Source organism: Pseudomonas sp. LB3P31 (assembly GCF_054897945.1).
Genome location: NZ_CM142710.1, coordinates 1,474,150 through 1,497,647, shown reverse-complemented (window position 1 = coordinate 1,497,647; position 23,498 = coordinate 1,474,150). Strand labels below are relative to the sequence as shown.

Annotated in this window: 15 protein-coding genes and 2 pseudogenes; 7 read left to right on the top strand and 10 right to left on the bottom strand. The window is 61.8% G+C overall.

Translation table 11 applies throughout. From position 1 onward, the window contains the following. Positions 1-10 precede the first annotated feature (10 nt). The 6 genes and pseudogenes from ACYZTK_RS06695 to ACYZTK_RS06670 form a co-directional block, all read right to left on the bottom strand. Positions 11-2,725: a nitrate reductase gene (locus tag ACYZTK_RS06695; RefSeq protein WP_462013717.1), complete on the bottom strand. Its 2,715-nt coding sequence runs from the start codon at positions 2,723-2,725 to the stop codon at positions 11-13. A gap of 23 nt (positions 2,726-2,748) precedes the next feature. Beyond that, positions 2,749-3,957 (bottom strand): annotated as a pseudogene (locus ACYZTK_RS06690) (NAD(P)/FAD-dependent oxidoreductase); the annotation flags it as partial. Positions 3,958-4,320: 363 nt separating this feature from the next. Beyond that, positions 4,321-5,991 (bottom strand): protein kinase domain-containing protein, encoded by a 1,671-nt coding sequence (locus ACYZTK_RS06685; RefSeq protein ID WP_462013716.1) that lies wholly within the window; start codon positions 5,989-5,991, stop codon positions 4,321-4,323. Positions 5,992-5,998: 7 nt separating this feature from the next. Then, entirely contained in the window at positions 5,999-7,210 is a 1,212-nt protein-coding gene (locus ACYZTK_RS06680; protein ID WP_462013715.1) for a nitrate/nitrite transporter, read from the bottom strand. A gap of 327 nt (positions 7,211-7,537) precedes the next feature. Next, entirely contained in the window at positions 7,538-8,113 is a 576-nt protein-coding gene (locus tag ACYZTK_RS06675) for an ANTAR domain-containing response regulator (RefSeq protein WP_045061004.1), read from the bottom strand. A gap of 16 nt (positions 8,114-8,129) precedes the next feature. Then, positions 8,130-9,341: a CmpA/NrtA family ABC transporter substrate-binding protein gene (locus tag ACYZTK_RS06670; protein WP_462013714.1), complete on the bottom strand. Its 1,212-nt coding sequence runs from the start codon at positions 9,339-9,341 to the stop codon at positions 8,130-8,132. Positions 9,342-9,578: 237 nt separating this feature from the next. On the opposite strand from ACYZTK_RS06670, the gene ACYZTK_RS06665 reads away from it, so the two are divergent. From ACYZTK_RS06665 to ACYZTK_RS06655, 3 genes and pseudogenes are all read left to right on the top strand, one after another. Further along, positions 9,579-9,986, top strand: coding sequence for an InvB/SpaK family type III secretion system chaperone (locus tag ACYZTK_RS06665; RefSeq protein ID WP_462013713.1), 408 nt, complete (start codon positions 9,579-9,581; stop codon positions 9,984-9,986). 140 nt (positions 9,987-10,126) lie between these two features. Then, a pseudogene (locus ACYZTK_RS06660) lies at positions 10,127-10,456 on the top strand (winged helix-turn-helix domain-containing protein); the annotation flags it as partial. 87 nt (positions 10,457-10,543) lie between these two features. After that, positions 10,544-11,563, top strand: coding sequence for a quinone-dependent dihydroorotate dehydrogenase (locus tag ACYZTK_RS06655; protein WP_462013712.1), 1,020 nt, complete (start codon positions 10,544-10,546; stop codon positions 11,561-11,563). 296 nt (positions 11,564-11,859) lie between these two features. Here the strand turns inward: ACYZTK_RS06655 and rmf are convergent, their stop codons facing one another. After that, positions 11,860-12,075, bottom strand: coding sequence for a ribosome modulation factor (rmf, locus tag ACYZTK_RS06650; protein ID WP_003223300.1), 216 nt, complete (start codon positions 12,073-12,075; stop codon positions 11,860-11,862). A gap of 529 nt (positions 12,076-12,604) precedes the next feature. Here rmf and rlmKL point away from each other — a divergent pair. After that, positions 12,605-14,875 (top strand): bifunctional 23S rRNA (guanine(2069)-N(7))-methyltransferase RlmK/23S rRNA (guanine(2445)-N(2))-methyltransferase RlmL, encoded by a 2,271-nt coding sequence (gene rlmKL, locus ACYZTK_RS06645; RefSeq protein ID WP_462013711.1) that lies wholly within the window; start codon positions 12,605-12,607, stop codon positions 14,873-14,875. 150 nt (positions 14,876-15,025) lie between these two features. Then, positions 15,026-17,416: a sensor domain-containing diguanylate cyclase gene (locus ACYZTK_RS06640; RefSeq protein WP_462013710.1), complete on the top strand. Its 2,391-nt coding sequence runs from the start codon at positions 15,026-15,028 to the stop codon at positions 17,414-17,416. A gap of 116 nt (positions 17,417-17,532) precedes the next feature. Here the strand turns inward: ACYZTK_RS06640 and dacB are convergent, their stop codons facing one another. Then, entirely contained in the window at positions 17,533-18,993 is a 1,461-nt protein-coding gene (gene dacB, locus ACYZTK_RS06635) for a D-alanyl-D-alanine carboxypeptidase/D-alanyl-D-alanine endopeptidase (RefSeq protein WP_462013709.1), read from the bottom strand. Positions 18,994-19,227: 234 nt separating this feature from the next. Here dacB and ACYZTK_RS06630 point away from each other — a divergent pair, with 234 nt between their 5' ends. After that, positions 19,228-19,572, top strand: coding sequence for a YggL family protein (locus ACYZTK_RS06630; protein WP_095165457.1), 345 nt, complete (start codon positions 19,228-19,230; stop codon positions 19,570-19,572). 131 nt (positions 19,573-19,703) lie between these two features. Here the strand turns inward: ACYZTK_RS06630 and ACYZTK_RS06625 are convergent, their stop codons facing one another. Further along, positions 19,704-20,894 (bottom strand): benzoate/H(+) symporter BenE family transporter, encoded by a 1,191-nt coding sequence (locus ACYZTK_RS06625; protein ID WP_462013708.1) that lies wholly within the window; start codon positions 20,892-20,894, stop codon positions 19,704-19,706. A gap of 351 nt (positions 20,895-21,245) precedes the next feature. Here ACYZTK_RS06625 and ACYZTK_RS06620 point away from each other — a divergent pair, with 351 nt between their 5' ends. Beyond that, positions 21,246-22,010, top strand: a complete 765-nt coding sequence (locus ACYZTK_RS06620; RefSeq protein WP_266016110.1) for a GntR family transcriptional regulator — start codon at positions 21,246-21,248, stop codon at positions 22,008-22,010. Between the two features lie 176 nt (positions 22,011-22,186). On the opposite strand, the gene guaD is transcribed toward ACYZTK_RS06620, so the two are convergent. Continuing rightward, entirely contained in the window at positions 22,187-23,491 is a 1,305-nt protein-coding gene (gene guaD / locus ACYZTK_RS06615; protein WP_462013707.1) for a guanine deaminase, read from the bottom strand. Positions 23,492-23,498: the final 7 nt, after the last annotated feature.

Below are 23,498 nucleotides of genomic sequence, written 5' to 3'. Positions count from 1 at the left end.
CGTGTTTTCCTCAAGAGATAAGTGCGATCGGCTGCGCCGTGGCGGCCAGCAGTCGCTTGATTTCCGGGACGCACGAACCGCACTGCGTGCCGCAACCCAATTGCTGTTTAAGGCCCTGCAGATCGAGGCCGCGACTGATCCCGGCGCAAACAGCGTCGTGGCTGACGTTGCGGCAGTTGCACAGGGTTTTGCTGCCAGTGCCAGTGCCAGCGCTGCCAGGAGGTGCGCTCAAAGGCGCAAGCATCCAGCGCCTTAGTTGTTCATCGGCGCGACCTTCAAGCCACAGGTTTTGCAGCCAGTGCTGAGCCCGGGTTTCCCCGGCCAGACGAATTGCGGTGATCCTGCCGTTTTCGAGGCGTACCCGTTTGCCGATCGCGCGCCGCATGTCGTCGTAGGCCAGCACAGGGCCCTCGTCCAGGCCCAGGTGTTTATCGAAGTCACGCAATAACTGCGCGTCGGGCGCTGAGGCGCTGGCAGCGCGTATGAGCAGTGCTGGGCGTTCACGGCCGGCCAAGCTCAGGCTGGCGTAGGAAAATTCCTCACAGAGGGGTCGCAGGCGCTCAAATTGCTGCTGAACGTTACCTTCCACCAGCGCAAATAGTTGCCACGGCAGTACAACCGGTTCCAGTCGCACCGCGCTGTGTTTCAACTCAGGCTGTTTCGACAAAGGGTCGAAGGCCGGTTGAGTCAGGGTATTTACTCCGCCTTTAAGGAACCGGTCGCCCCAGTGCATGGGCAGGAACGCCTGTCCGGGCCGCACACTCTCGTCGCTGGCGACCGGTAGAATCACCGCACCGCGGCGACTTTTCAGGCTGATCAGGTCACCGGCCTGCAAGCGATGACGGCGCAGCTCATCCGGGTTCAGGCTCAGCACCGCTTCAGTGACGTGACCAAACAACTGCGCGGCGGTGCCGGTGCGGCTCATGCCGTGCCATTGGTCGCGCAGGCGACCAGTGATCAGGGTCAGCGGAAACTGTGCGTCACGCTGTTCTTTGGCGGCGCAAAAAGGGTCGGCGACGAACCGGGCGCGGCCATCGACGGTCGGGAAGATACCATCGCCGTACAGCCGGGTCGTACCTTGGCTGGCGCCGGGCGGGAAGGGCCATTGCTGCGGGCCGATCTGGTCGATCAAGGCATGGCTGAGCCCGGAAAGATCCAGGTCGCGGCCGTGGGTCAGCTGTTTGTACTCATCAAAAATCTGCGCCGGGCTATCGAAGGCGAACAGACTGGCATGCTCCGGACGCAGATGCTTTTCCAGGCGGCGAGCGAAATCCACGGTGATTGCCCAGTCCGGCCGCGCTTCGCCAGGTGCGAAAACGGCCTGGCGCACGTGGGAAATGCGCCGTTCGGAGTTGGTCACCGTGCCATCCTTTTCGCCCCAGCTGGCGGCAGGCAGTAGAAGGTCGGCGAAGGCTGCGGTCTCGGTGGTGCGAAAAGCTTCCTGCAACACTACAAACGGGCACGCTTGCAGGGCCTCGCGCACGGAGGTCTGATCGGGCATCGATTGCGCGGGGTTGGTGCAGGCGATCCACAACGCCTTGATGCGGCCGCTGCGCACCTGCTCGAACAACTCGATCGCGGTCAACCCGGTGCTGTGGGGCAGTTGCTCAACGCCCCAGTAGGCCGCCACTTCCTCGCGATGCCCGGCATTGGCGGCGTCACGATGACCCGGCAGCAGGTTCGCCAGGCTGCCGGTTTCCCGCCCGCCCATGGCATTTGGCTGACCCGTCAGCGAGAAAGGTCCTGCACCTGGCCGGCCGATTTGCCCGGTGGCCAGGTGCAGATTGATCAGCGCGCTGTTTTTGGCGCTGCCGGCAGTGGACTGATTCAGCCCCATGCACCACAACGACAGGAAACTCCCCGAGGTGCCAACCCACCGCGCGCATTGCTGCAGCTGTTCGACGCGGATCCCGCACAACTGCGAGGCCATCTGCGGGGTGTAGTCGCGCACCAGGTTTTCCAGCTCTGGCAGGCCCCGTGTATGCGCCCGGATGAAGTCGCGGTCGACCCGGTCTTCCAGCAGCAACAGGTGCAAAATTCCGTGGAACAGCGCGACATCGGTGCCCGGCAAAATCGCCAGGTGCAGGTCAGCGAGGTCGCAGGTGTCGGTGCGACGCGGGTCGATGACGATGACTTTCATCTGCGGGCGGCGGGATTTGGCTTGTTCCAGGCGTCGGAACAGTACCGGGTGGGCGTAGGCCATGTTACTGCCGACGATCATCACGCAGTCACTCGACTCCAGGTCTTCGTAGCTGCACGGCGGTGCGTCTGCGCCCAGGCTGCGCTTGTAGCCGACCACCGCCGAAGACATGCACAGCCGTGAGTTGCTGTCGATGTTGTTGGTGCCCACCAGCGCCCGCGCCAGTTTGTTGAAGCAGTAGTAATCCTCGGTGAGCAATTGCCCGGAGATGTAGAACGCCACGCTGTCCGGGCCGTGTTCAGCAATGGTGCTGGCAAATACGTTAGCGGCATGATCAAGGGCGCTGTCCCAGTCCGTGCGGCTGCGCGCCAGGGTTTTGCCCAGGCGCAGTTCCGGATACAGCGCCCGTGCCGTCAGGTCGCCCGTCAGGTGCAGGGTCGAACCCTTGCTGCACAATTTGCCGAAGTTGGCCGGGTGCGCCGGGTCGCCGCTGACGCCGAGGATCCGCTCGCCGTCATGCTCGATCAGCACGCCGCAGCCGACTCCGCAGTAGCAGCAGGTTGAAGCGGTGATCTGGCGGTCCATCAGCTTGCTTCCCGCAGGGCCGGCAAACAGGAGTCGCCGAACATCAAATGGTCACGGATGTGTTCGATGTCGTGATGTTCACGGATCTGGCAGAAATACCAGCCACCGTCGGCGGTGTCGCCGTACAGGCAGGCGCCGACCAGCACGTCGTCCTTGATCACCAGCTTCTTGTAGACCCCGCCGATCGGGTCGGACAGGGTGATGGTCTCGGTGCCTTCGCCACCCATGAAGTCGCCGGCGGAAAACAGATCAATGCCGGTAACCTTGAGCTTGGTCGAGGTCACCGAGCCTTTGTAGGTGGCGAATCCCAGCTGGGCCAGGTGGTTGGCGCAGACCTTGGCCTGTTCGAACAGTGGCGCGACCAGGCCGTAGGCGATGCCGCGATGGCTGGCGCATTCGCCGATCGCGTAGATGCGCGGGTCGTAGGTTTGCAGGGTGTCGTTGACCAGAATCCCGCGGTTGCACGGGATGCCGGATTTTTCCGCCAGTTCGGTGCAGGGCCGGATGCCCGCCGCCATCACCACAAGGTCGGCGGGGATCACGTCACCGTTGTTGAATTGCACCGAGCCGACCCGACCATTACCGGCGTCGTGCAGTGCCTCGGTCTGTTCGCGCAGGCGAAAGTGCAGGCCACGAGCTTCGAGGGCGGCTTGCAGCAGCAGGCCGCTGGTTTTGTCCAGCTGGCGCTCCAGCAGCCACTCGCCATTGTGCACCACGGTGACGTGCATGCCGCGCAGCATCAGGCCGTTGGCCGCTTCGAGGCCAAGCAGGCCGCCACCGATGACTACGGCGTGGGTGTGGGTTTTGGCGGTGGTGATCATCGCCTGGGTGTCGGCGATGTCCCGGTAGCCGATCACCCCCTGCAGGGTATTGCCAGGAATGGGCAGGATGAAGGGCGTCGAGCCAGTGGCGATCAGCAGGCGGTCGTACTCGGCTTCGGTGCCGTCGTCGGCGATCACCCGGCGCTTGATCCGGTCGATCCGCACCACTTTGCGGTTGAGCAGCAGCTTGATGTCGTTGTCCAGGTACCAGTCCAGGTCGTTGAGCACGATCTCTTCGAACGACTGTTCGCCCGCCAGCACCGGGGACAAAAGGATGCGGTTGTAGTTGGTATGGGGTTCTGCGCCGAAGACGGTGATGTCGTACAGCTCGCTGCTCAGCTTGAGCAATTCCTCCAGGGTGCGAACCCCGGCCATGCCATTGCCGATCATCACCAGTTTCAGTTTTTTCATCAGGTTCTCCGGCGTGTTCGAGAAATTTCGCGCAAACAAAAAAAGGCGTCCCGCCAGTTGCCTAGCGAGGACGCCTTTGTCCTTGTCCCGTTCTGTCGGGAAGCGCAGCCCTCATCGTTGAGGGTGGGCTTTATGTCTGTTGGGGGAGGTAATGCAGTGGTTGTGCCAAGTCTTGAAACAGGCGAACTCATTGCTTCAGAGGTCAGTAGTGAGCGTTCGTACCACGGTTGTTGCACCGAATCGAAGCGTGTTGCCCGATAATATGGCATGACCTTCAGACCGCCATCGCGAGCAGGCTCACTCCTACAGGATGGCGGTGAACCCTGTAGGAGTGAGCCTGCTCGCGATGGGCGCGACTCCGTATCAGCCATGAACCACCAAACCCAACAGCACCACATTCACCACCAACATCACCAACGCCACGGTCCGCCACACCTTCATCGGCTCACGCTCCAGCAGCGGTCTGGGCCGCACACTCAAACTGCGCCGCTCGCCCTGTTCCAGCACCAGCAACCATTCCTCCGCCGTCTCAAACCGATGTGCCGGATCCACCGCAACCGCGCGCTCCAGACTCTGCGCGATCCATTCCGCCAAGTCCGGCCGGTAGCGACTGGCATTGACCGCAACGCCAAAGCGAGGGCGCTGGAACGCTTCGATCTCGCCATGGGGATAGTGCCCGGTCAGCAGGAAATACAAGGTCACACCCACCGAGTAGAGGTCCTGTTGCGCGCTCGGCGCAGCACCGCCAAAGGCTTCCGGCGCAATAAAGCTCGGCGTTCCAGGCAGGGCCGAAAACTGGTCTTCGGACAAACCTGGACAGTACGCCAGGCCGAAATCCAGCAGGCGCAACTCGCCATCGTCGCCCAGCAGCAGATTTTCCGGCTTGATATCTCGATGCAAAATCTGCCGTCGATGCAGCATGCCGACGGCACGCAACAGGCGCTCGGCCAGGTCCAGCCATTGAGCCAGCGGCAGCGGTCCGACCTCGGCGTACAGTGCGGCGAGTGTCGAGCCGGAATATTCCCGCATCACATAGTACAAATGCTGACGCTGACTGGCAGGATGCACTTCAGGAAAATGCCGCCCGGCGACGCGCTTGAGAAACCATTCCTCTGCCAGCAATGCCTGCCCGGCCCGGTGATCGTCGTGCAGCCGCCCGGGCAGGGTTTTCAGCAGCCAGGGCTGCTGTTGCCCGTCATGCACCCGATACAGCAGCGACTGCTGGCTCAGGCCAAGTATGCCGTCCACTTGCCAGCCCTCAAAGATTTGGCCCGGCTTCAGCGCGGGCGGCAGCGGCCATTGCTGCAAGTGCACCAGCGCATCGCCGATGCTGGTTTCCCCGAGGCCATCGACCCTTACCAGCAACGCACTGGCATTGTCCTGACTGCCTGCCAGGTGCGCGGCGCTGACCAGGGTTTGCGCGGCGCTGTGCAGATCCGGTTGATCGCGCAGGATCGCCGCGATAGCCGTGTCGCCCAGTACCGCCCAGACGCCATCGCTGAGCAGCACAAAACTCTCATCCAGGCGCAACTCGCCATCGAGGAAATCCAGCACCAGATGCTGGTCCAGACCCATCGCGCGCTTGAGCACATGTTGCATGCCGGGCTGGTCCCAGACGTGATCCTCGCTGATGCGCTGCAACTCGCCGGCATGCCAGCGATACACCCGGCAGTCGCCCACATGCGCCAGGGTGAATCGCCGGCCGCGCACCACCAGGGCACTGACAGTGGTCAGCAGTGGTTGTCCGCCGCCGTTGGCCTGCAGCCAGCGGTTTTGCGCGAGCAGCAGGCGGTCCAGTGCCTGGGCCACCGCCCAGGTTTCCGGGGTCGCGTAGTAATCCAGCGCCAGTGCCTGCAGGGTCGAACGGGCTGCCAGCCCGCCATCGGCGCATTGGCTCACGCCGTCGGCGATGGCGAACAGGTAACCCTTGCTCGCCGCCAGGGCGGGGGTTGGCGTCACCAGGCGCAAGGCGTCCTGATTCTCCTCGCGCGGCCCGGTGGCGCTGGCTTCGGCGAAACTCAGCTGCAGGCTCATGGCCGGTTCAGACCCGTGCGGCGGTAACGGCGGCCGAACCCCAGGTGGTTCTCCAGCGACGTTTGACGCCGTGCAGGCCGAACCAGGCCAGCACGCCCAGGCTGGCGAACAACCACAACGCCAGCTGGTAACTGCCGGTACTTTGCTTGATGGCGCCCATGCCGGCCGCCAGCGCGAAGCCGCCGATACCGCCGGCCATGCCGATCAAACCGGTCATCACGCCGATCTCCCGACGGAAACGCTGGGGCACCAGCTGGAAAACCGCGCCATTACCCGCGCCCAAACCCAGCATCGTGCAGACGAAAAGTGCCAGGGCGGCGTAGGAACTTGGCAAGTTGAAACCCACCGCCGCGATACATACCGCAGCCACGGTATACATCGCCAGCAGCGTGCGAATTCCGCCGAACCGGTCGGCCAGCGCGCCACCCAGGGGTCGCATCAGGCTGCCGCCAAATACGCAGGCGGCGGTGTAGTAACCGGCAGTGACTGCGCTCAGCCCGTACTGGTCGTTGAAGTAGCCGGGCAGGGCGCTGGCCAGGCCGATGAAGCCGCCAAACGTCACGCTGTAGAAGAACATGAACCACCAGCTGTCACGATCGCCCAGAGCCTTGAAATAGTCGGCCACGGCTTTGGCTTTCGGGCGTTCCGGAGCGTTTTTCGCCAGCCAGGTGAAGACGACCAGGGTCAGGATCAACGGAATCACGGCGAAGCCGAACACGTTGCTCCAGCCGAACGCGGCGGCCAGTACCGGGGCGATCAGTGCGGCCAGCACGGTGCCGGAATTGCCCGCACCGGCGATGCCCATGGCTTTGCCCTGGTGCTGCGGCGGGTACCATTGCGATGCCAGTGGCAAGGCGACCGCAAACGACGCACCGGCCATGCCGAGGAACAGTCCGAGCAACAACGCCTGCTCGTAGGTGTGAATCCCGTGCTTCCAGGCGACGAACAGGGCGCAGATGACGATGACCTGGCCAATGATCCCGGCCGTTTTCGGCGACAGCCGATCCGCCAGCATGCCCATGATAAATCGCAGGATGGCGCCTGCCAGAATCGGCGTGGCGACCATCAGGCCGCGCTGCTGGGTGGTCAGCTGCAGGTCGGCGGCGATTTGGATCGCCAGCGGGCCGAGCAGGTACCAGACCATGAAGCTCAGGTCGAAGTAGAGGAAGGCCGCGAACAGAGTCGGGGTATGACCGGATTTCCAGAAGCTTGAATTCATCGCGCACCTCAGCTGTGAAGAGTCTCGAGTGGGAGTCGTGAGCTAGCAGATGGGGCGCCTTGCCGGCCGCACCACCGACCCCGTGCTGTGGGGCCAAAACGAAAAAACGCCGCTACCGGATTCGCCAGGGGCAAATGAGGTGAGCGACGTCTTTGTCGTAGGTGGGGCAACCGGCGTTGGTTACCTGTGGTGATTACTTAGCCAGATCTGTGCCAACCATTGGGAACCGAGTTGTGGCCATCGCGAGCAGGCTCACTCCTACAGAGGGAGGTGAACCCTGTAGGAGTGAGCCTGCTCGCGATGACGTCCTCCAGAACATCACACATCTCAACCCAACAACTCACTCATCGCAATAATCTGCTCCGCCACCTGAATCAGCTTCTGCTGCCGGCTCATCGCCTGGCGGCGCATCAGGGTGTAGGCCTCTTCCTCGTTGCAGTCCTTCATCTTCATCAGCAGCCCCTTGGCCAGCTCGATACGCTTGCGTTCGGCCAGTTGCTGGTCGCGGGCGTGCAGTTGCGCACGCAAGGCCTGGTCGCTCTCGAAGCGCGCCATGGCCACGTCGAGAATCGGCTGCAGACGCTGGGCGTGAATGCCTTCGACGATGTAGGCACTGACGCCGGACTTGATTGCCTGGCGCATTACAACCGGGTCGTGCTCGTCGGTAAACATCACGATCGGCCGCGGCTGATCACGGCTGACAAGCACCACTTGCTCCATGACATCGCGGCTCGGTGACTCGGTATCGATCAGGATCACGTCCGGGCGCACCGTTTCGACGCGTGCCGGCAGGTCGATGGTCAGGCCGGATTCGTCGATCACCTCGAAGCCAGCCTCGGTCAAGGCGGCCTTGAGGCGTCCGACCTTCTTCGCGGTGTCGTTGATCAGCAGGATACGCAACATGTTCGCAGTCTCCTGTTCAGCGGCTGGCGAGAAGGGCTGGGCGGTCGTTCAGGGCATGCAGCTTGAAACTGCGCGCATACCCGGCCGGATCCGAGCCGTCCCAGATTTTTCCATCGATGAGTTGGCTGCGGCGCATATCCTCGGGCTGGCTGGCGACTCCGACGGCGCTGGCCGCTTGCCGGTACAGGTCCAGTTGCTGCACCTGGCGGGCGACCGCGAGGTAATCCGGATCGTCGCGCAACAAACCCCAGCGGCGAAATTGGGTCATGAACCACAGTCCATCGGACAGATACGGCAGATTGACCTCACCGGCGCCGTGAAAACGCAGGGCGTGCGGGTCCTGCCAGTGATTGCCGAGCCCGTCGGCGTAGTCGCCCAGCAGGCGTGGTTCGATGCAGTCGAGCGGCGCATCCAGATACTGTTTGGCACTGAGCAATTGCGCGGTGCTGCGGCGGTTTTCGTGGCTGGCCTCGATAAAACGACTGGCTTCGAGAATCGCCATTACCAGGGCCCGGGCGGTATTGGGATGCTGCTCGACAAAAGCCCGAGTGCAGCCCAGGACCTTTTCCGGGTGGTCGGGCCAGATCGCCTGGGACGTGGCCAGGGTGAAGCCCAGATTCTGGTTCACCGCACTGGCAGACCACGGCTCGCCGACACAGAAACCGTCGATGCGTCCCGCCTGCAGGTGCGCGACCATTTGCGGCGGCGGCACCACCACACTGTCGACGTCCTGCAGCGGATGAACACCCTGGCTGGCCAGCCAGTAATACAGCCACATGGCGTGGGTACCGGTGGGAAACGTCTGGGCAAAAGTCAGTCTTGGGCGCCTTTGGTGCACGTGGCGATCCAGTGCCTCAGGATTGGTCACGCCCAGGGCCTGTAAACCGGGTGACAGGTTGATGCTCTGGCCATTCTGGTTCAGGCCCATCAGCACGGCCATGTCAGTAGCGGCGATGCCGCCGATGCCCAGGTGAACTGCATACACCAGGCCGTACAGGCTGTGGGCGGCGTCCAGTTCGCCGCTGACCAGCTTGTCGCGCAAGTTGGCCCAGGACGATTGGCGCTTGAGATTCAAGGTCAGCCCGTAAGGCTGGGCGAAGCCTTGGGTGGCGGCGACGACCACGGACGCGCAGTCGCTCAGGGCCATGAAGCCGAGGTTGATTTCGGTCTTTTCCGGAGCGTCGCTGCCATTGACCCAGGCCAACGGGCCGGCGGAGGGTTCATTCATTGACTGTGCACCTTTAAAAAAAGACGTCGCCCCTGGCCATGCGCGAGCAGAGCCGGGTAGCGACGTCATTGTCCTTGCGCCCATGGCCAACGTTGGTCCGAGCGCTGATGGATGTATTGGTGCAAGGCATATGCCATCAGCCTTCCATCAGCCTTCCATCAGACTTTCATCAGGATTCAACCCGCTGCGTGATCCATCCTGCCGCGATCATCCAATTGCTAAAAGGATAAGCGCTGAATGAGACACGCGGAGATTGCCCGACTGCTGAACGAAGCGCTGTTGTATTGCACCTGCGCGGGCAGGTCGCCGATGCACTTCGACCACCACAGCACCCTCGACCTGCAGATGGCCGACCTGCCCAGTATCAATGTGGCGGACGTGCAGGGCGACGTGGTGGTGTGGTCCCGAGTCATGGACGTCAGGCCTGAGCTGCTCAGGCATTCAGCAGTCGAGTTGCTGCAGATCCTGTTGCAGGGCTTTCCCTGGTCACGCAGCGGCCAATTGCACTTGCGCGAGGTGGAGGGGCAGCTGGAACTGCGGCTGCTGACCAATGAGCAAGCCCTGAGCACTGCCCGGCATTTCGGCCAGGCCCTCGACCACTTCATGGCGGTGCAGGAAGAACTGTGCACCATTCTTCGTCCCTGAAGCAGCGGTTCAGGAATGGGAGAAAAATCCTACAGGCCTGATCGATATTTCCCCTGACTGGAACTGCGGGAGTCCTACGGAAGCGTCTCACTCGATTCTCTATAGTCGCGCCACTCATCTTTGAGCCTGGATGCGAGCCAATGAACTGTGCCACTGATCAATCCCCGCCCGGGTCATTCGTTTTTGACCGGTGGCGGCTGCAGAGCGATGGAACCCTGCAGCATGCAGGCAAAGTCGTCCACGTCCCGCCGAAAGAGTTGTGCGTGCTGCGCCTGCTGCTCGGGTCGGCGGGTTGGGTAGTCAGCAAGGACCGCCTGCTGGGCACCGTCTGGCCGGAGACAGATGCCGCCGAGGAGTCGTTGACCCGCTGCATCTACGTACTTCGCCGGCTGTTAAAGGACAACCGGGGCTTTATTGCGACGGTCTACGGCCAGGGCTATCGATTCGACTGCCCGGTTGTGCGGCTCGACACATAAGACGCGTCGGTCTCTCGCACGCTACCCCGCACCCCGGCTATAATCGCTGCCACTTTTCGCCGCCCAGAGTCAAAGCCGCCCATGTACACCCTGGCCCGTCAGCTGTTGTTCAAACTTTCCCCGGAGACCTCCCACGATCTGTCCCTGGACCTGATCGGCGCGGGCGGACGCCTGGGGCTCAACGGCATGCTGTGCAAGGCGCCGGCGAAAAAGCCGGTGACCGTCATGGGCCTCGACTTTCCCAACCCGGTAGGCCTGGCAGCGGGCCTGGATAAAAACGGCGCGGCCATCGACGGTTTCGCCCAGCTGGGTTTCGGCTTTGTCGAAATCGGCACCATTACCCCGCGCCCGCAGCCGGGCAATCCGAAACCGCGGATTTTCCGCCTGCCGGAAGCCGAGGCGATCATCAATCGCATGGGTTTTAACAACCTGGGCGTCGATCACCTGCTGGCCCGGGTGGCGGCAGCGAAGTACAAGGGCGTGCTGGGGATCAATATCGGCAAGAATTTCGATACCCCGGTTGAACGCGCGGTAGACGATTACCTGATCTGCCTGGACAAGGTGTATGCCCACGCCAGCTATATAACAGTCAACGTCAGCTCGCCGAACACACCGGGCCTGCGCAGCCTGCAGTTTGGTGATTCGCTCAAGCAGCTGCTCGCCGACCTGGCCACGCGCCGCGCCGAGCTGGCCTTGCGTCATGGCAAACATGTACCGCTGGCCATCAAGATCGCCCCGGACATGACCGACGAAGAAACGGCCCAGGTGGCCCAGGCGCTGGTTGAAACCGGGATGGATGCGGTCATCGCCACCAACACCACCCTGAGCCGCGTCGGCGTCGAAGGCATGGAACACGGTGACGAGGCGGGCGGCCTGTCCGGCGCCCCGGTTCGGGAGAAGAGCACGCACACGGTCAAGGTGCTGGCGGCAGAGCTGGCGGGCCGTTTGCCGATCATCGCTGTGGGCGGGATTACCGAGGGCAAGCACGCCGCGGAGAAAATCGCTGCGGGTGCGAGCCTGGTGCAAATCTACTCGGGTTTCATCTATAAGGGCCCGGCGTTGATTCGTGAGTCTGTAGACGCGATCGCCGCCCTGAGATAAACATCAATGGTCCGGTGATCTCCATGTAGGAGCTGCCGAAGGCTGCGATCTTTTGATCTTTGATTTTTGTTTCCACCTGACAGCCGAGAAGCCAAGATCAAAAGATCGCAGCCTTCGGCAGCTCCTACAGGGAAAGTGTTCAGCCAATGCCGATGCCGTTGCCAGCTGGAAAGCAGGCATAAAAAAGGGCTCCTCGAAGGAGCCCCTGGGCCGAAGCCCGCCGCCCGGATGGGGCGTGCGTGGTTAATTTCAAGCAGTATTCAAATTGTCGTGTCGGAGTGTTAGGCCCTGTAAAATTAGCCGACGGCGTGAAGTTCGTTGAGTCTGTGGATTCCCGCAGTGCCGGTCATACCGTCCCAGTTGTCGCCGCGTCCTTCTCGCCAGCCGTTAATCCAGGCTTGACGTACCGACGGTAGAGTAAATGGGCAAAGCTCACGGGATTTGCCACCAACGCCATATTGATATCCGCGCAAAAATGCTCTTTCCAACGGATCACGCTTAAGTCTTCTCATAGGGTGTTGCCCTCACTTGTTGACTGTAGGTAACGCGTTGACCTCAATCGAGGTCTGGCAGAAATAACCTGCCGTTGGCGGCTCGCTGCCGGCGTCGCGAGCCAAGTTGTTGACGTCGTTGCGGCGTCAACCTGTGTTGAGTTCTAACCAATGCGTCACATCGAGGGAATGATCGTTTTGTCATAAGGACGTAACCATTAAGGTGGTATGGCCATAAGTAACACGATATTTGCCAGCGTTTGTTGGTCAAACCCCGGTATGATCGGCACCTTGCAGGATGATGACGTTAATCCCTTAGTGAGAATGCCTCGCGTTGCTTCAGCGCATTATTCGACGAAGGGTCGGTTTATGACATTTTGTTGCATCAACTTTTTTACCTGTCTTTGCATCTAAGCTCCTTTACACCGAGCAGCAAAGGTGGGTCGGCACACCTTCGTGCCACGCGGGCGTTCTTTAAGAAAAGCGCCTGATTGAAAACCGGACCGGCAATGCGTTGCCCGTTCACTCAGCTAAAGGTTCTGGAATTCCCATGTCCGATCGTTTCGAACTCTTCCTCACTTGCCCAAAAGGCCTTGAAGGCCTGCTCATCGAGGAAGCCGTCGGGCTTGGCCTTGAAGAAGCACGTGAGCACACCTCTGCCGTGCGCGGCATGGCGACCATGGAAACTGCCTACCGCCTGTGCCTGTGGTCGCGCCTGGCGAACCGGGTACTGTTGGTACTCAAGCGTTTCCCGATGAAGGACGCCGAGGACCTGTACCACGGCGTGCTCGACATCGAATGGCAGGACCACATGCTCAACGACGGCACCCTGGCCGTCGAGTTCAGCGGTCACGGCTCGGGCATCGACAACACCCATTTCGGCGCCTTGAAGGTCAAGGATGCCATCGTCGACAAATTGCGCACCCCGCAAGGTGACCGTCCGTCGATCGACAAACTCAACCCGGACCTGCGCATCCACCTGCGCCTGGACCGTGGCGAGGCGATCCTGTCCCTCGACCTGTCCGGCCATAGCCTGCACCAGCGCGGCTACCGCCTGCAGCAAGGTGCGGCACCGCTGAAGGAAAACCTCGCGGCGGCGATTCTGATCCGTTCCGGCTGGCCACGTATTGCGGCCGAAGGCGGCGCGCTGGCTGACCCGATGTGCGGTGTGGGGACCTTCCTGGTCGAAGCGGCGATGATCGCCGCCGACATGGCGCCCAACCTGCGTCGCGAGCAGTGGGGCTTCACCGCTTGGCTCGGTCATGTCCCGGCCTTGTGGAAAAAACTCCACGAAGAAGCCACCGAGCGTTGCGCCGCTGGCCTGGCCAAGCCACCGTTGTGGATTCGCGGTTACGAAGCTGACCCACGGCTGATCCAGCCGGGCCGCAACAACGTCGAACGTGCTGGCCTGAGCGAGTGGATCAAGATCTATCAAGGCGAAGTCGGCACCTTCGAGCCGCGCCCGGATCAGAACCAGAAAGGCCTGGTCATCTGCAACCCGCCGTACGGCGAGCGCCTGGGCGACGAGGCGAGCCTGCTCTACCTCTACCAGAACCTCGGCGAACGCCTGCGCCAGGCCTGCCTGAACTGGGAAGCGGCGGTCTTCACCGGCGCTCCGGACCTGGGCAAGCGCATGGGCATCCGCAGCCACAAGCAGTATTCGTTCTGGAACGGCGCCCTGCCGTGCAAACTGCTGCTGATCAAAGTCACCCCGGACCAGTTCGTCACCGGCGAACGTCGCACCCCGGAACAGCGCCAGGCCGAGCGCGAGCAGGCGCAAGTGCAGGTCGAAGACAACGACGTGGCGCCGGGCAAGTACGAGAAGTACAACAAGAACGGCAACCCGATCAAACCGGCTCCAGTGGTGATCGAGCAACCGCGCTTGAGCGAGGGTGGGCAGATGTTTGCCAACCGCCTGCAGAAAAACCTCAAGGCCCTGGGCAAGTGGGTCAAGCGTGAAGGGATCGACTGCTATCGCGTCTACGATGCCGACATGCCGGAATATTCCATGGCCATCGATCTGTATCAGGATTGGGTGCACGTCCAGGAATACGCCGCGCCGAAGTCCATCGACCCGGAAAAAGCCTCGGCGCGCATGTTCGATGCCCTAGCCGCGATTCCCCAGGCGTTGAACGTCGACAAGAGCCGCGTGGTGGTCAAGCGTCGCGAGCGCCAGAGCGGCACCAAGCAGTACGAGCGCCAGGCTGCGCAAGGCAAGTTCGTCGAGGTCAACGAAGGCGGGGTCAAGCTGCTGGTGAACCTCACCGATTACCTCGACACTGGTCTGTTCCTCGACCACCGGCCGATGCGCATGCGCATTCAGAAAGAGGCAGCCGGCAAGCGCTTCCTCAATCTGTACAGCTATACCGCGACGGCCAGTGTGCATGCGGCCAAGGGCGGCGCGCGCAGCACCACCAGCGTCGACCTGTCGAAAACCTACCTGGACTGGGCGCGACGCAACCTGTCGCTGAACGGTTTCTCCGACAAGAACCGCCTGGAGCAGGGCGATGTGATGGTCTGGCTGGACGCCTGCCGTGACGAGTTCGACCTGATCTTCATCGACCCGCCGACGTTCTCCAACTCCAAGCGCATGGAAGGGATCTTCGACGTGCAGCGCGACCAGGTGCAGTTGATCGACCTGGCCATGGCGCGCCTCGCACCGGGCGGTGTGTTGTACTTCTCCAACAACTTCCGCAAGTTCGAGCTCGAGCCCAACCTGAGCGAGCGCTACGCGGTCGAGGAAATCACCGCCAAGACCATCGACCCGGATTTCGCCCGCAACGGCAAAATCCACCGCGCCTGGAAGATCATGGCGAGTTGATGAGGTAGGGTCCGACAGGTCGGCGCTGGCGAGGGTGAATGTTCCGTCGCCATCGCCAGCAGTCGCGCTAGCTAAGTTAGTGGCTAATAGCTATAACTCAACCCAGGGCCAGTGGGTTTTCCCGGCACTTGGCGTTTTGAGTCTGCCTCTATGTCGCTGCTCGTCGTGCGCCCAAAGATCCTGGGGTTTATCAGTGAACACGTTTCGGCCTGGCTGGTCGCGCTGCTGGTATTGCTCGTCGGCGGCCTTCTGACCGGATTGCTCGCCTGGTCGACCCTGAATCTGCATCACCATCAATTACGGCAACGTTTCCAACTGCTCGCCAGTGAACGTTACAGCCGTATCGAAGAACGTTTCGAAGACCAGGAGCAGCGCCTCGACGGGCTGCGCCGGTTCTTTGCCAATTCCGACGCGGTCTCCCGTGAGGAATTCAACGGTTACGCCAAACCCCTGTTACATCGCACCCAGGCTTACTCGTGGGCACCGCGGATCGTGCGCGCTGCTCGGCCTGCCCTTGAGCAAGCGGCACGCGAAGAGGGGCTGGGCGAATTCGGCGTGCGCGAACTGGATGCCGCCGGGCACCTGCAAGTTGCCGGTGAGCGCGACGAGTATGCCCCGGTTCTGTACACCCAGACCCAAAGCCGGCAGCCCGCGCCGCTGGGTTTTGACCTGCTTGGGCAGCCCCAGCGCCGCGCGACCCTGGAAAGGGCCGATGCCCTCGGCGGCATGGCAGTTTCCCAACCCCTGTACCTGGTCGGCATCGAACCCGCCTATGCGCGCGGGATCCTCCTGGTCGCCCCCGTCAATCGCCAAGCAAACCCTGGGGCGGCGTCCGAAGGCTACGTCATGGCGGTGATCAGCATGCGTCAGCTGTTGGCGGATGGACTGCCGGAGGAGGCCCATGATTTCCTCTCGGTGCGCATTCTCGACCTGTCCACCACCGACGAGCATGAAGTGCTGTACGAGTCGAGCAATACGCCAGCGTCCAGCGAGCTGTTTTCGACTCAACTGATTCGCCTAGCCGACCATGAGTATCAGGTCGAGATGCGACCCAGCGTGGCGTTCTCCCAAGCCAACCACTCTTCCCTGAACAGCCTGGTGGTGCTCGGCGGCATGCTCAGCCTGCTGCTCAGCGCCTTGCTCTACGTGCTGGTCAGCCAGCGCCAACGGGCATTGAAACTGGTGGAACAACGTACCCAGGAGCTGCGCGCCCGCGAGCAGGAACTGCGCGGCACCCACGGCCAGTTGCGCGGAGTGCTGGATGCCGCGACGCAGGTGGCGATCATCGCCATGGACTTGCGCGGGGTCATCACCACCTTCAATGCCGGTGCCGAGTACATGCTCGGTTATGCCAGCGCCGAGGTGGTGGGCTGCATGACCCTGGAAAATCTGCACCTGCCCCGGGAACTGCTGGCCCGCTCGACGGAACTGAGCGCGCGCTATGGCAAGCCGATTCCGACTTGCCAGGCGATGCTGGTCGAGGGCGGCGAGGAGGGTGGCCACGAGGCGCGGGAATGGACGCTGGTGCGCAGCGATGGCAGTCACCTGACGGTGAACATGCTGGCCACTCCGGTGCTCGACGAGCAGGGCCTGTGGGTCGGTCACCTGGCGATCTGCATCGACATCACCGAGCGCAAGCGCGTGCACGAGGCGCTGGCGGCACGTGACCTGCTGTTGAAGAAACTCAGTGCCCATGTGCCTGGTGGCATTTATCAGTTCAAGATGGAATTCGACGGTCGGTTCAGCGTGATCTACGCCAGTGACGGCATCCGCGAGATCTATGAGCTTGAACCCGACGTATTGTTGCTCAACGCCGAGGCGATCTTCACGCGGATTCATCCCCAGGACACCACGCGAGTCCGCGCCTCGATCCGCGCATCGGCCGACACCCTCAGCCCGTGGCGCGAGGAATACCGGGTGCAGCTACCGATTCGCGGGTTGCGCTGGGTACGTGGCGAGGCCACGCCGGAGGAACTGCCGGGTGGTGGAGTGCTGTGGCACGGTTACATTTCCGATATCTCGGACCTCAAGCGCGTGGAAGAAGAGCTGCGGGCGCTGTCGGTGACGGATTCGTTGACGGGGATTCACAACCGTCGCTACTTCCAGGAGCGCCTGACCACCGAGATGGCCCGGGTCGAAAGGGGTGGCGGCGAGCTGGCGGTGATCATGCTCGATGTCGACCACTTCAAACGCATCAATGACCAGCATGGCCACGCGGTGGGAGACCGGGTGCTGCAGGCGGTGTGCGAGCGCATCGGCCATCGGCTGCGGCGCACTGACGTGTTCTGCCGGCTGGGTGGAGAGGAGTTCATGGTGCTGTGCCCGGACATCAGTGGCGAACACGCGCATGTACTGGCGCTGCAGCTATGGCAGGCGCTGCGCAGCTCGGCGATCGACGGGGTGGGGGTAGTCACTGCGAGTTTCGGGATAGCCAGCTGGCGAGTCGGAGAGGGCGCGGATGCGCTGCTGCTGCGGGCGGATTCGGGGGTGTATGCGGCGAAGCTGGCGGGACGGGATCGGGTTGAGGCAGAGATGAATTAGGGTGGATTGGAGAAAAGATCGCAGCCTCGTTTCACTCGACAGCTCCTACAGTTGAAAGCGTTGCCCTGTAGGAGCTGTCGAGTGAAACGAGGCTGCGATCTGTTGATCTTAGAAGATCACAAAACCGAAGCAGTCTCAGGCAATTTCGGCTGGCGATACAGGTCCAGCAGCACCTGGTCCAGCACCGACGATGCCCCAAACGGCGCCTTGTCGTTGAGGATCGCCACCACCGCCCAGGTATTGCCATTGACGTCACGGCTGAAGCCGGAAATCGCCCGCACGGTGTTCAGGGTGCCGGTCTTGACGTGGGCTTCGCCGCGCATCGCAGTGGTCTTCAGGCGTTTGCGCATGGTGCCATCGGTGCCGGCAATCGGCATCGAGCTGATGAACTCGGCAGCGTACGGGCTGCGCCACGCGGCCTGCAGCATTGCCGCCATTTCCCGGGCGCTGACGCGCTCGGCACGGGACAGGCCGGAGCCGTTCTCCATGATCAGGTGCGGCGCGGTGATGCCTTTCTTCGCCAGCCATTGGCGAACCACGCGCTGGGCGGCCTTGGCGTCATCGCCGTCGGCGTCGGTGCGGAACCGCTGGCCGAGGCTCAGGAACAGCTGCTGGGCCATGGTGTTGTTACTGTATTTGTTGATGTCGCGGATGATTTCCGCCAAGTCCGGCGAGTAAGCCCGGGCCAGCAATTTGGCTCCTTTTGGTGTCGGCGCCAGCAGGTCCTTGCCCTGGATGCTGCCACCCAGTTCTTTCCAGATCGCCCGCACGGCGCCGGCGGTGTAGGTTGCGTGGTCAAGCAGCGACAGATACGTCTGAGAGCTGCAACCCTCGCCCAGCTGGCCGCCAACGGTCACGGTCACAGTGCCATCAGCCTGTGGCACAGGGTTGTAGCGCACACCGCCAGTGCATTGCTTGGAATTGATTGCCTTGACCTGATTTTCGATGCGGATCGACGCGATGGGCGGCTCGACCGAGACCAGGACCCGACCACCATCGTTACGGGCAACAAAACGCAGTGCCTTGAGGTTGACCAGCAGCGAATCCGGTTTCACCAGGAACGGCTTGTTCTCGTCATTGCCGTCGTCGTTGAACTCGGGCAGCTGCGGTTGGGTGAAGAAGTTGCGGTCCAGCACCAGGTTGCCGGTGATTTGCGTCACGCCGTTGGCGCGCAGATCGCGCATCAGCAACCAGAGTTTCTCCATGTTGAGCTTCGGATCACCGCCACCCTTGAGGTACAGGTTGCCGTTGAGAATGCCGCCACTGAGGGTGCCATCGGTATAGAACTCGGTTTTCCACTGGTGGTTCGGGCCGAGCATTTCCAGGGCCGCGTAGGTGGTCACCAGTTTCATGGTCGACGCCGGGTTGACCGAGACGTCAGCGTTGAAGATGGTCGCGGTGCCTGGGCCAGTCAGCGGAATCAGCACCAGGGACAGGGCGTTGTCCTGCAACTTGCTGGCCTTCAGGGCTTTTTCGACGTTGGGGGTCAGGGCAGTGTTGATTTGAGCGGCGTTGACAGGAAGGGCCAAGGGCAGAAGGAAGGTGGCCAGCAACAATGGACGCAAAGATTTGATCATGTGAAATAGAACCCTGCAGTCGAGGGGGAAAAAGACGAGGGCATGAAGATAAATTCCCTCAGTGGTCATGAAAGTGACGGCATTATGCCCCAAGGTGTATCAGCTTGTGCCGTGCCTCGGGCACCTAATCCGCTATTTTTTTACCAGCGGTAGGCCGCACTTCCCATAGAGGCGGGCAATCGGCGGCTTAAACTGCTAAAGTGCCGCCCGTTATTACTTATGAGGATTGTTCCAATGGCGACTAACCGTTCCCAGCGTCTGCGCAAAAAACTGTGCGTCGATGAATTTCAAGAGCTGGGTTTCGAACTGAACCTGGATTTCAAAGAAGATTTGGCTGATGAAGCCATTGATGCTTTCCTCGACGCGTTCCTCAAAGAAGCCATGGAAGCCAACGGCCTGGGTTATGTTGGCGGCGACGACTACGGTCTGGTATGCCTGCAGAAGCGTGGCTCGGTGTCCGAAGAGCAACGTGCAGCTGTTGAAGCCTGGCTCAAAGGCCGCAGCGAACTGACCGAAGTGACGGTCAGCCCGCTGCTCGACGTCTGGTACCCGGAAAAGCCGATCAATCCGGTAGCTTGATGTTGTAAAAGAACGGCGACCCTAGGGTCGCCGTTTTTTTATGCGTTTTTTGTGGAATTGTTGTGTGCCTGCTCCCACAGGGCAAGTCGACCGCCGAACCGCTTGCTCCCACAATTGCGATCTTTTGATCTTCAGGCCCTGCGCCAATTCAGAATCACCAGCGTCAACACCCCCGCCACAATCCCCCAAAACGCCGAGCCAATGGAAAACAGCGTCAGCCCCGACGCCGTGACCATGAAGGTGATCAACGCCGCTTCACGTTCCTTGACCTCGCTCATGGCTATGCTCAAGCCATTGATGATCGAGCCGAACAACGCCAGCGCGGCAATCGACAGCACCAACTCCTTGGGCAATGCCGCAAACAGCGCCGCCAGCGTGGCGCCGAACACCCCGGCGATGCCGTAGAAAATCCCGCACCACACCGCCGCCGTATACCGCTTGTTGCGGTCTTCGTGGGCATGCGGCCCGGTGCAGATGGCCGCGCTGATCGCCGCCAGGTTGATGCCGTGGGAGCCGAACGGTGCCAGCAATAGTGAGGCGATGCCGGTGGTGGTGATCAGCGGCGAAGCCGGGACGTTGTAGCCGTCGGCGCGCAATACCGCGATGCCCGGCATGTTCTGCGAAGTCATCGCCACCACAAACAGCGGAATGCCGATGCTGATGGTCGCCGCCAGCGAGAAGTGCGGGGTGGTCCAGACCGGTGTCGCGAGTTCCAGGTGAAAGCCGCTGAAATCCAGCAGGCCCATGAAGCCCGACAGGGCGGTGCCGATCAGCAGCGCGGCTAACACCGCATAACGCGGGGACAGGCGCTTGATCACCAGGTAAGTGAAGAACATCCCCAGGACCAGCGCAGTGCGATGCTGCGCAGCGACGAAGATCTCACTGCCGATCTTGAACAGGATGCCCGCGAGCAATGCCGCGGCCAGGGATGCCGGGATCTTTTTCAGCAGGCGTTCGAAGCTGCCGGTCAGCCCGCAAATGGTCACCAGCACCGCGCAGGTGATGTAGGCGCCGATGGCTTCGCCGTAGGTCACGCCGCCCAGGCTGGTGATCAGCAATGCGGCGCCGGGGGTCGACCAGGCAATGGTGATCGGCGTGCGATAGCGCAGCGACAGGCCGATGGAACACACCGCCATGCCGATCGAGATCGCCCAGATCCACGACGAAATCTGCCCGCTGCTCAGGCCGGCAGCTTGCCCGGCCTGGAACATCAGCACCAGGGAGCTGGTGTAGCCGGTCATCATCGCGATGAAGCCGGCGACGATGGCCGAGGGTGACGTGTCGGCCAGGGGGCGGAGTTGGGTGTGGGTGGCGTCGTTCATGACGGGGGTGTTCCTTGATAAGTACACAGTTATCCGAAGCACCGCAGTCCCCTGTAGGAGCTGCCGAAGGCTGCGATCTTTTGATCTTGCTTGTAAAAACAGGATCAAAAGATCGCAGCCTTCGGCAGCTCCTACGCGGATCACATTCCAGCTGCGGATTCTGTGATCAAGCCTAAACTCAAAAGTAACCATTCGTTGCAATACAGCCGAGGCAACAAACAGCCATACAGTCGTGTTGCCACCATCCATTGTGTACAATCGTGGTGTTTTTTACGCGATACTTGCCAGCGACCCACTGTGCCGTATTACAGTCACGGTCTATTCGCCGCAGTTCTCCCGACTCGAGTGCCCATGAACGAACAGTTGCAGCCCCTAAAGAAACAACCGCGAGCAGGCAAAGCCGGTCGCAGCGGTACCCAGGACGATATTGTCTACGCACATATCTTCGAGGCCATCCTCGAACAGCGCCTGGCGCCCGGTACCAAGTTGAGCGAAGAAGCGCTGGGGGAAATTTTCGGGGTCAGCCGTACCATCATTCGCCGCGCGCTGTCGCGCCTGGCCCATGAAGGCGTTGTGCTGCTGCGGCCTAATCGTGGCGCAGTGGTCGCCAGTCCAAGTGTCGAGGAAGCTCGCCAGGTATTCCTGGCGCGGCGTCTGGTCGAGCGCGCGATCACCGAGCTGGCCGTGCAACATGCCACCGCCGAGCAGATCGCCGAGTTGCGCCAGATGGTCAACGACGAGCGTGACAGCTTCTCCCGTGGCGATCGCGGCGCCGGTATCCGTCTGTCGGGCGAGTTCCACCTGAAGCTCGCCGAAGCGGCGAAGAACGCCCCGCTGATCAGCTTCCAGCGCAGCCTGGTGTCGCAGACTTCGCTGATCATCGCCCAGTACGAAAGTGGCAACCGTTCCCATTGCTCGTATGACGAGCACACCCAGCTGATCGACGCCATCGAAGCGCGCAATGGCGAGTTGGCGGTGGACTTGATGATGCATCACATGGATCACATCGACAGCAAGCTCAACCTCGACGAGGAAAGTGCGTCGGATGATTTGCATGCGGTGTTCTCGCATTTGTTGCAGACCAAGAAGCCTGGGCGGCCGAGCGCCAAACTTTAAAGATCGCAGCCTCGCTCCACTCGACAGCTCCTACAGGGGAATACGGTCCATGTAGGAGCTGCCGAAGGCTGCGATCTTTACAGATCGTCCCCACGCTCTGCGTGGGAACGCCTCCAGTGACGCGGAGCGTCACGGGCAACATTCCCACGCAGAGCGTGGGAACGATCGGCGCGGATTTAGCGCTGATGCACCTGATTCCCCGCCGCATACGTCTGCAACACCGTCCGGTCATCCCCCAGCGTCATCAGCACGAATAGCGTCTCGGCAATGTTATTGGCCTGCTTCAGGCGATAACTCAGCAGCGGCGTAGCGTTGTAATCCAGCACCAGGAAGTCGGCATCGGTGCCCGGCAGCAGGGTGCCGATCTTGTCTTCCAGGCGCAACGCACGGGCGCCGCCCAGGGTTGCCAGGTACAGCGATTTGAACGGGCTCAGCCGCGCGCCTTGCAGCTGCATGACTTTGTACGCCTCATTCAACGTCTGCAGCAGCGAGAAGCTGGTACCGCCGCCGACATCCGTGCCCAGGCCGACGTTCAGCTTGTGCTTTTCCGCCATCGGCAGGTTGAACAGGCCGCTGCCGAGGAAGAAGTTCGAGGTCGGGCAGAAGGCGATGGCCGAGCCGGTTTCGGCCAGGCGTGCGCACTCGTCGTCGCACAGGTGTACGCCGTGGGCGAACACCGAGCGTTCGCCCAGCAACTGGTAGTGATCGTAGACGTCCAGGTAGCCCTTGCGCTCCGGGAACAACTCCTTGACCCACTCGACTTCCTTGAGGTTTTCGCTGATGTGGGTCTGCATGTACAGGTCAGGGTATTCGCCGAGCAACTGGCCTGCCAGGGTCAGCTGTTCCGGAGTGCTGGTAGGCGCGAAGCGCGGCGTCACCGCGTAGTGCAGGCGACCCTTGCCGTGCCACCGCTCGATCAGCGCCTTGCTTTCGACGTAGCTGGATTCGGCGGTGTCGGTCAGGTAGTCCGGCGCATTGCGGTCCATCATCACCTTGCCGGCGATCATCCGCAGGTCCAGCTGCTGGGCGGCCTCGAAGAACGAATTCACCGATTGCGGGTGCACGCTGCCAAACACCAGGGCGGTGGTGGTGCCGTTGCGCAGCAGTTCCTTGATGAAAATGTCCGCGACTTCGTCGGCGTGGGTCTTGTCGGCGAACTGGCTTTCGCACGGGAAGGTGTAGGTGTTGAGCCAGTCCAGCAATTGCTCGCCATAGGCGCCGACCATGCCGGTTTGCGGCAAGTGGATGTGGGTGTCGATAAAGCCCGGGGTGATCAGCGCGTCCTGATAATGGGTGACCGCGATATCGGCCGGCAGCGTCGGCAGCAGGTCGCTGGCGTGGCCGAGGGCGCTGATCTGGCCGTTATCCACCACCAGCAGGCCGTCCTCGAAATACTCATAGGAGGCTTCGATGCCGACTTCGGCTGGGTCGGCGATGCTGTGCAGAATGGCGGCGCGGTAGGCTTTGCGAGTCAGGGGCATGTGTATT

What these genes read in the sequence shown, in the direction of transcription:
- ACYZTK_RS06695 (WP_462013717.1), bottom strand. Translation starts at nt 2,725, where the DNA reads ATGGACCGCCAGATCACCGCTTCAACCTGCTGCTACTGCGGAGTCGGC.
- ACYZTK_RS06685 (WP_462013716.1), bottom strand. Translation starts at nt 5,991, where the DNA reads ATGAGCCTGCAGCTGAGTTTCGCCGAAGCCAGCGCCACCGGGCCGCGC.
- ACYZTK_RS06680 (WP_462013715.1), bottom strand. Translation starts at nt 7,210, where the DNA reads ATGAATTCAAGCTTCTGGAAATCCGGTCATACCCCGACTCTGTTCGCG.
- ACYZTK_RS06675 (WP_045061004.1), bottom strand. Translation starts at nt 8,113, where the DNA reads ATGTTGCGTATCCTGCTGATCAACGACACCGCGAAGAAGGTCGGACGC.
- ACYZTK_RS06670 (WP_462013714.1), bottom strand. Translation starts at nt 9,341, where the DNA reads ATGAATGAACCCTCCGCCGGCCCGTTGGCCTGGGTCAATGGCAGCGAC.
- ACYZTK_RS06665 (WP_462013713.1), top strand. Translation starts at nt 9,579, where the DNA reads ATGAGACACGCGGAGATTGCCCGACTGCTGAACGAAGCGCTGTTGTAT.
- ACYZTK_RS06655 (WP_462013712.1), top strand. Translation starts at nt 10,544, where the DNA reads ATGTACACCCTGGCCCGTCAGCTGTTGTTCAAACTTTCCCCGGAGACC.
- rmf (WP_003223300.1), bottom strand. Translation starts at nt 12,075, where the DNA reads ATGAGAAGACTTAAGCGTGATCCGTTGGAAAGAGCATTTTTGCGCGGA.
- rlmKL (WP_462013711.1), top strand. Translation starts at nt 12,605, where the DNA reads ATGTCCGATCGTTTCGAACTCTTCCTCACTTGCCCAAAAGGCCTTGAA.
- ACYZTK_RS06640 (WP_462013710.1), top strand. Translation starts at nt 15,026, where the DNA reads ATGTCGCTGCTCGTCGTGCGCCCAAAGATCCTGGGGTTTATCAGTGAA.
- dacB (WP_462013709.1), bottom strand. Translation starts at nt 18,993, where the DNA reads ATGATCAAATCTTTGCGTCCATTGTTGCTGGCCACCTTCCTTCTGCCC.
- ACYZTK_RS06630 (WP_095165457.1), top strand. Translation starts at nt 19,228, where the DNA reads ATGGCGACTAACCGTTCCCAGCGTCTGCGCAAAAAACTGTGCGTCGAT.
- ACYZTK_RS06625 (WP_462013708.1), bottom strand. Translation starts at nt 20,894, where the DNA reads ATGAACGACGCCACCCACACCCAACTCCGCCCCCTGGCCGACACGTCA.
- ACYZTK_RS06620 (WP_266016110.1), top strand. Translation starts at nt 21,246, where the DNA reads ATGAACGAACAGTTGCAGCCCCTAAAGAAACAACCGCGAGCAGGCAAA.
- guaD (WP_462013707.1), bottom strand. Translation starts at nt 23,491, where the DNA reads ATGCCCCTGACTCGCAAAGCCTACCGCGCCGCCATTCTGCACAGCATC.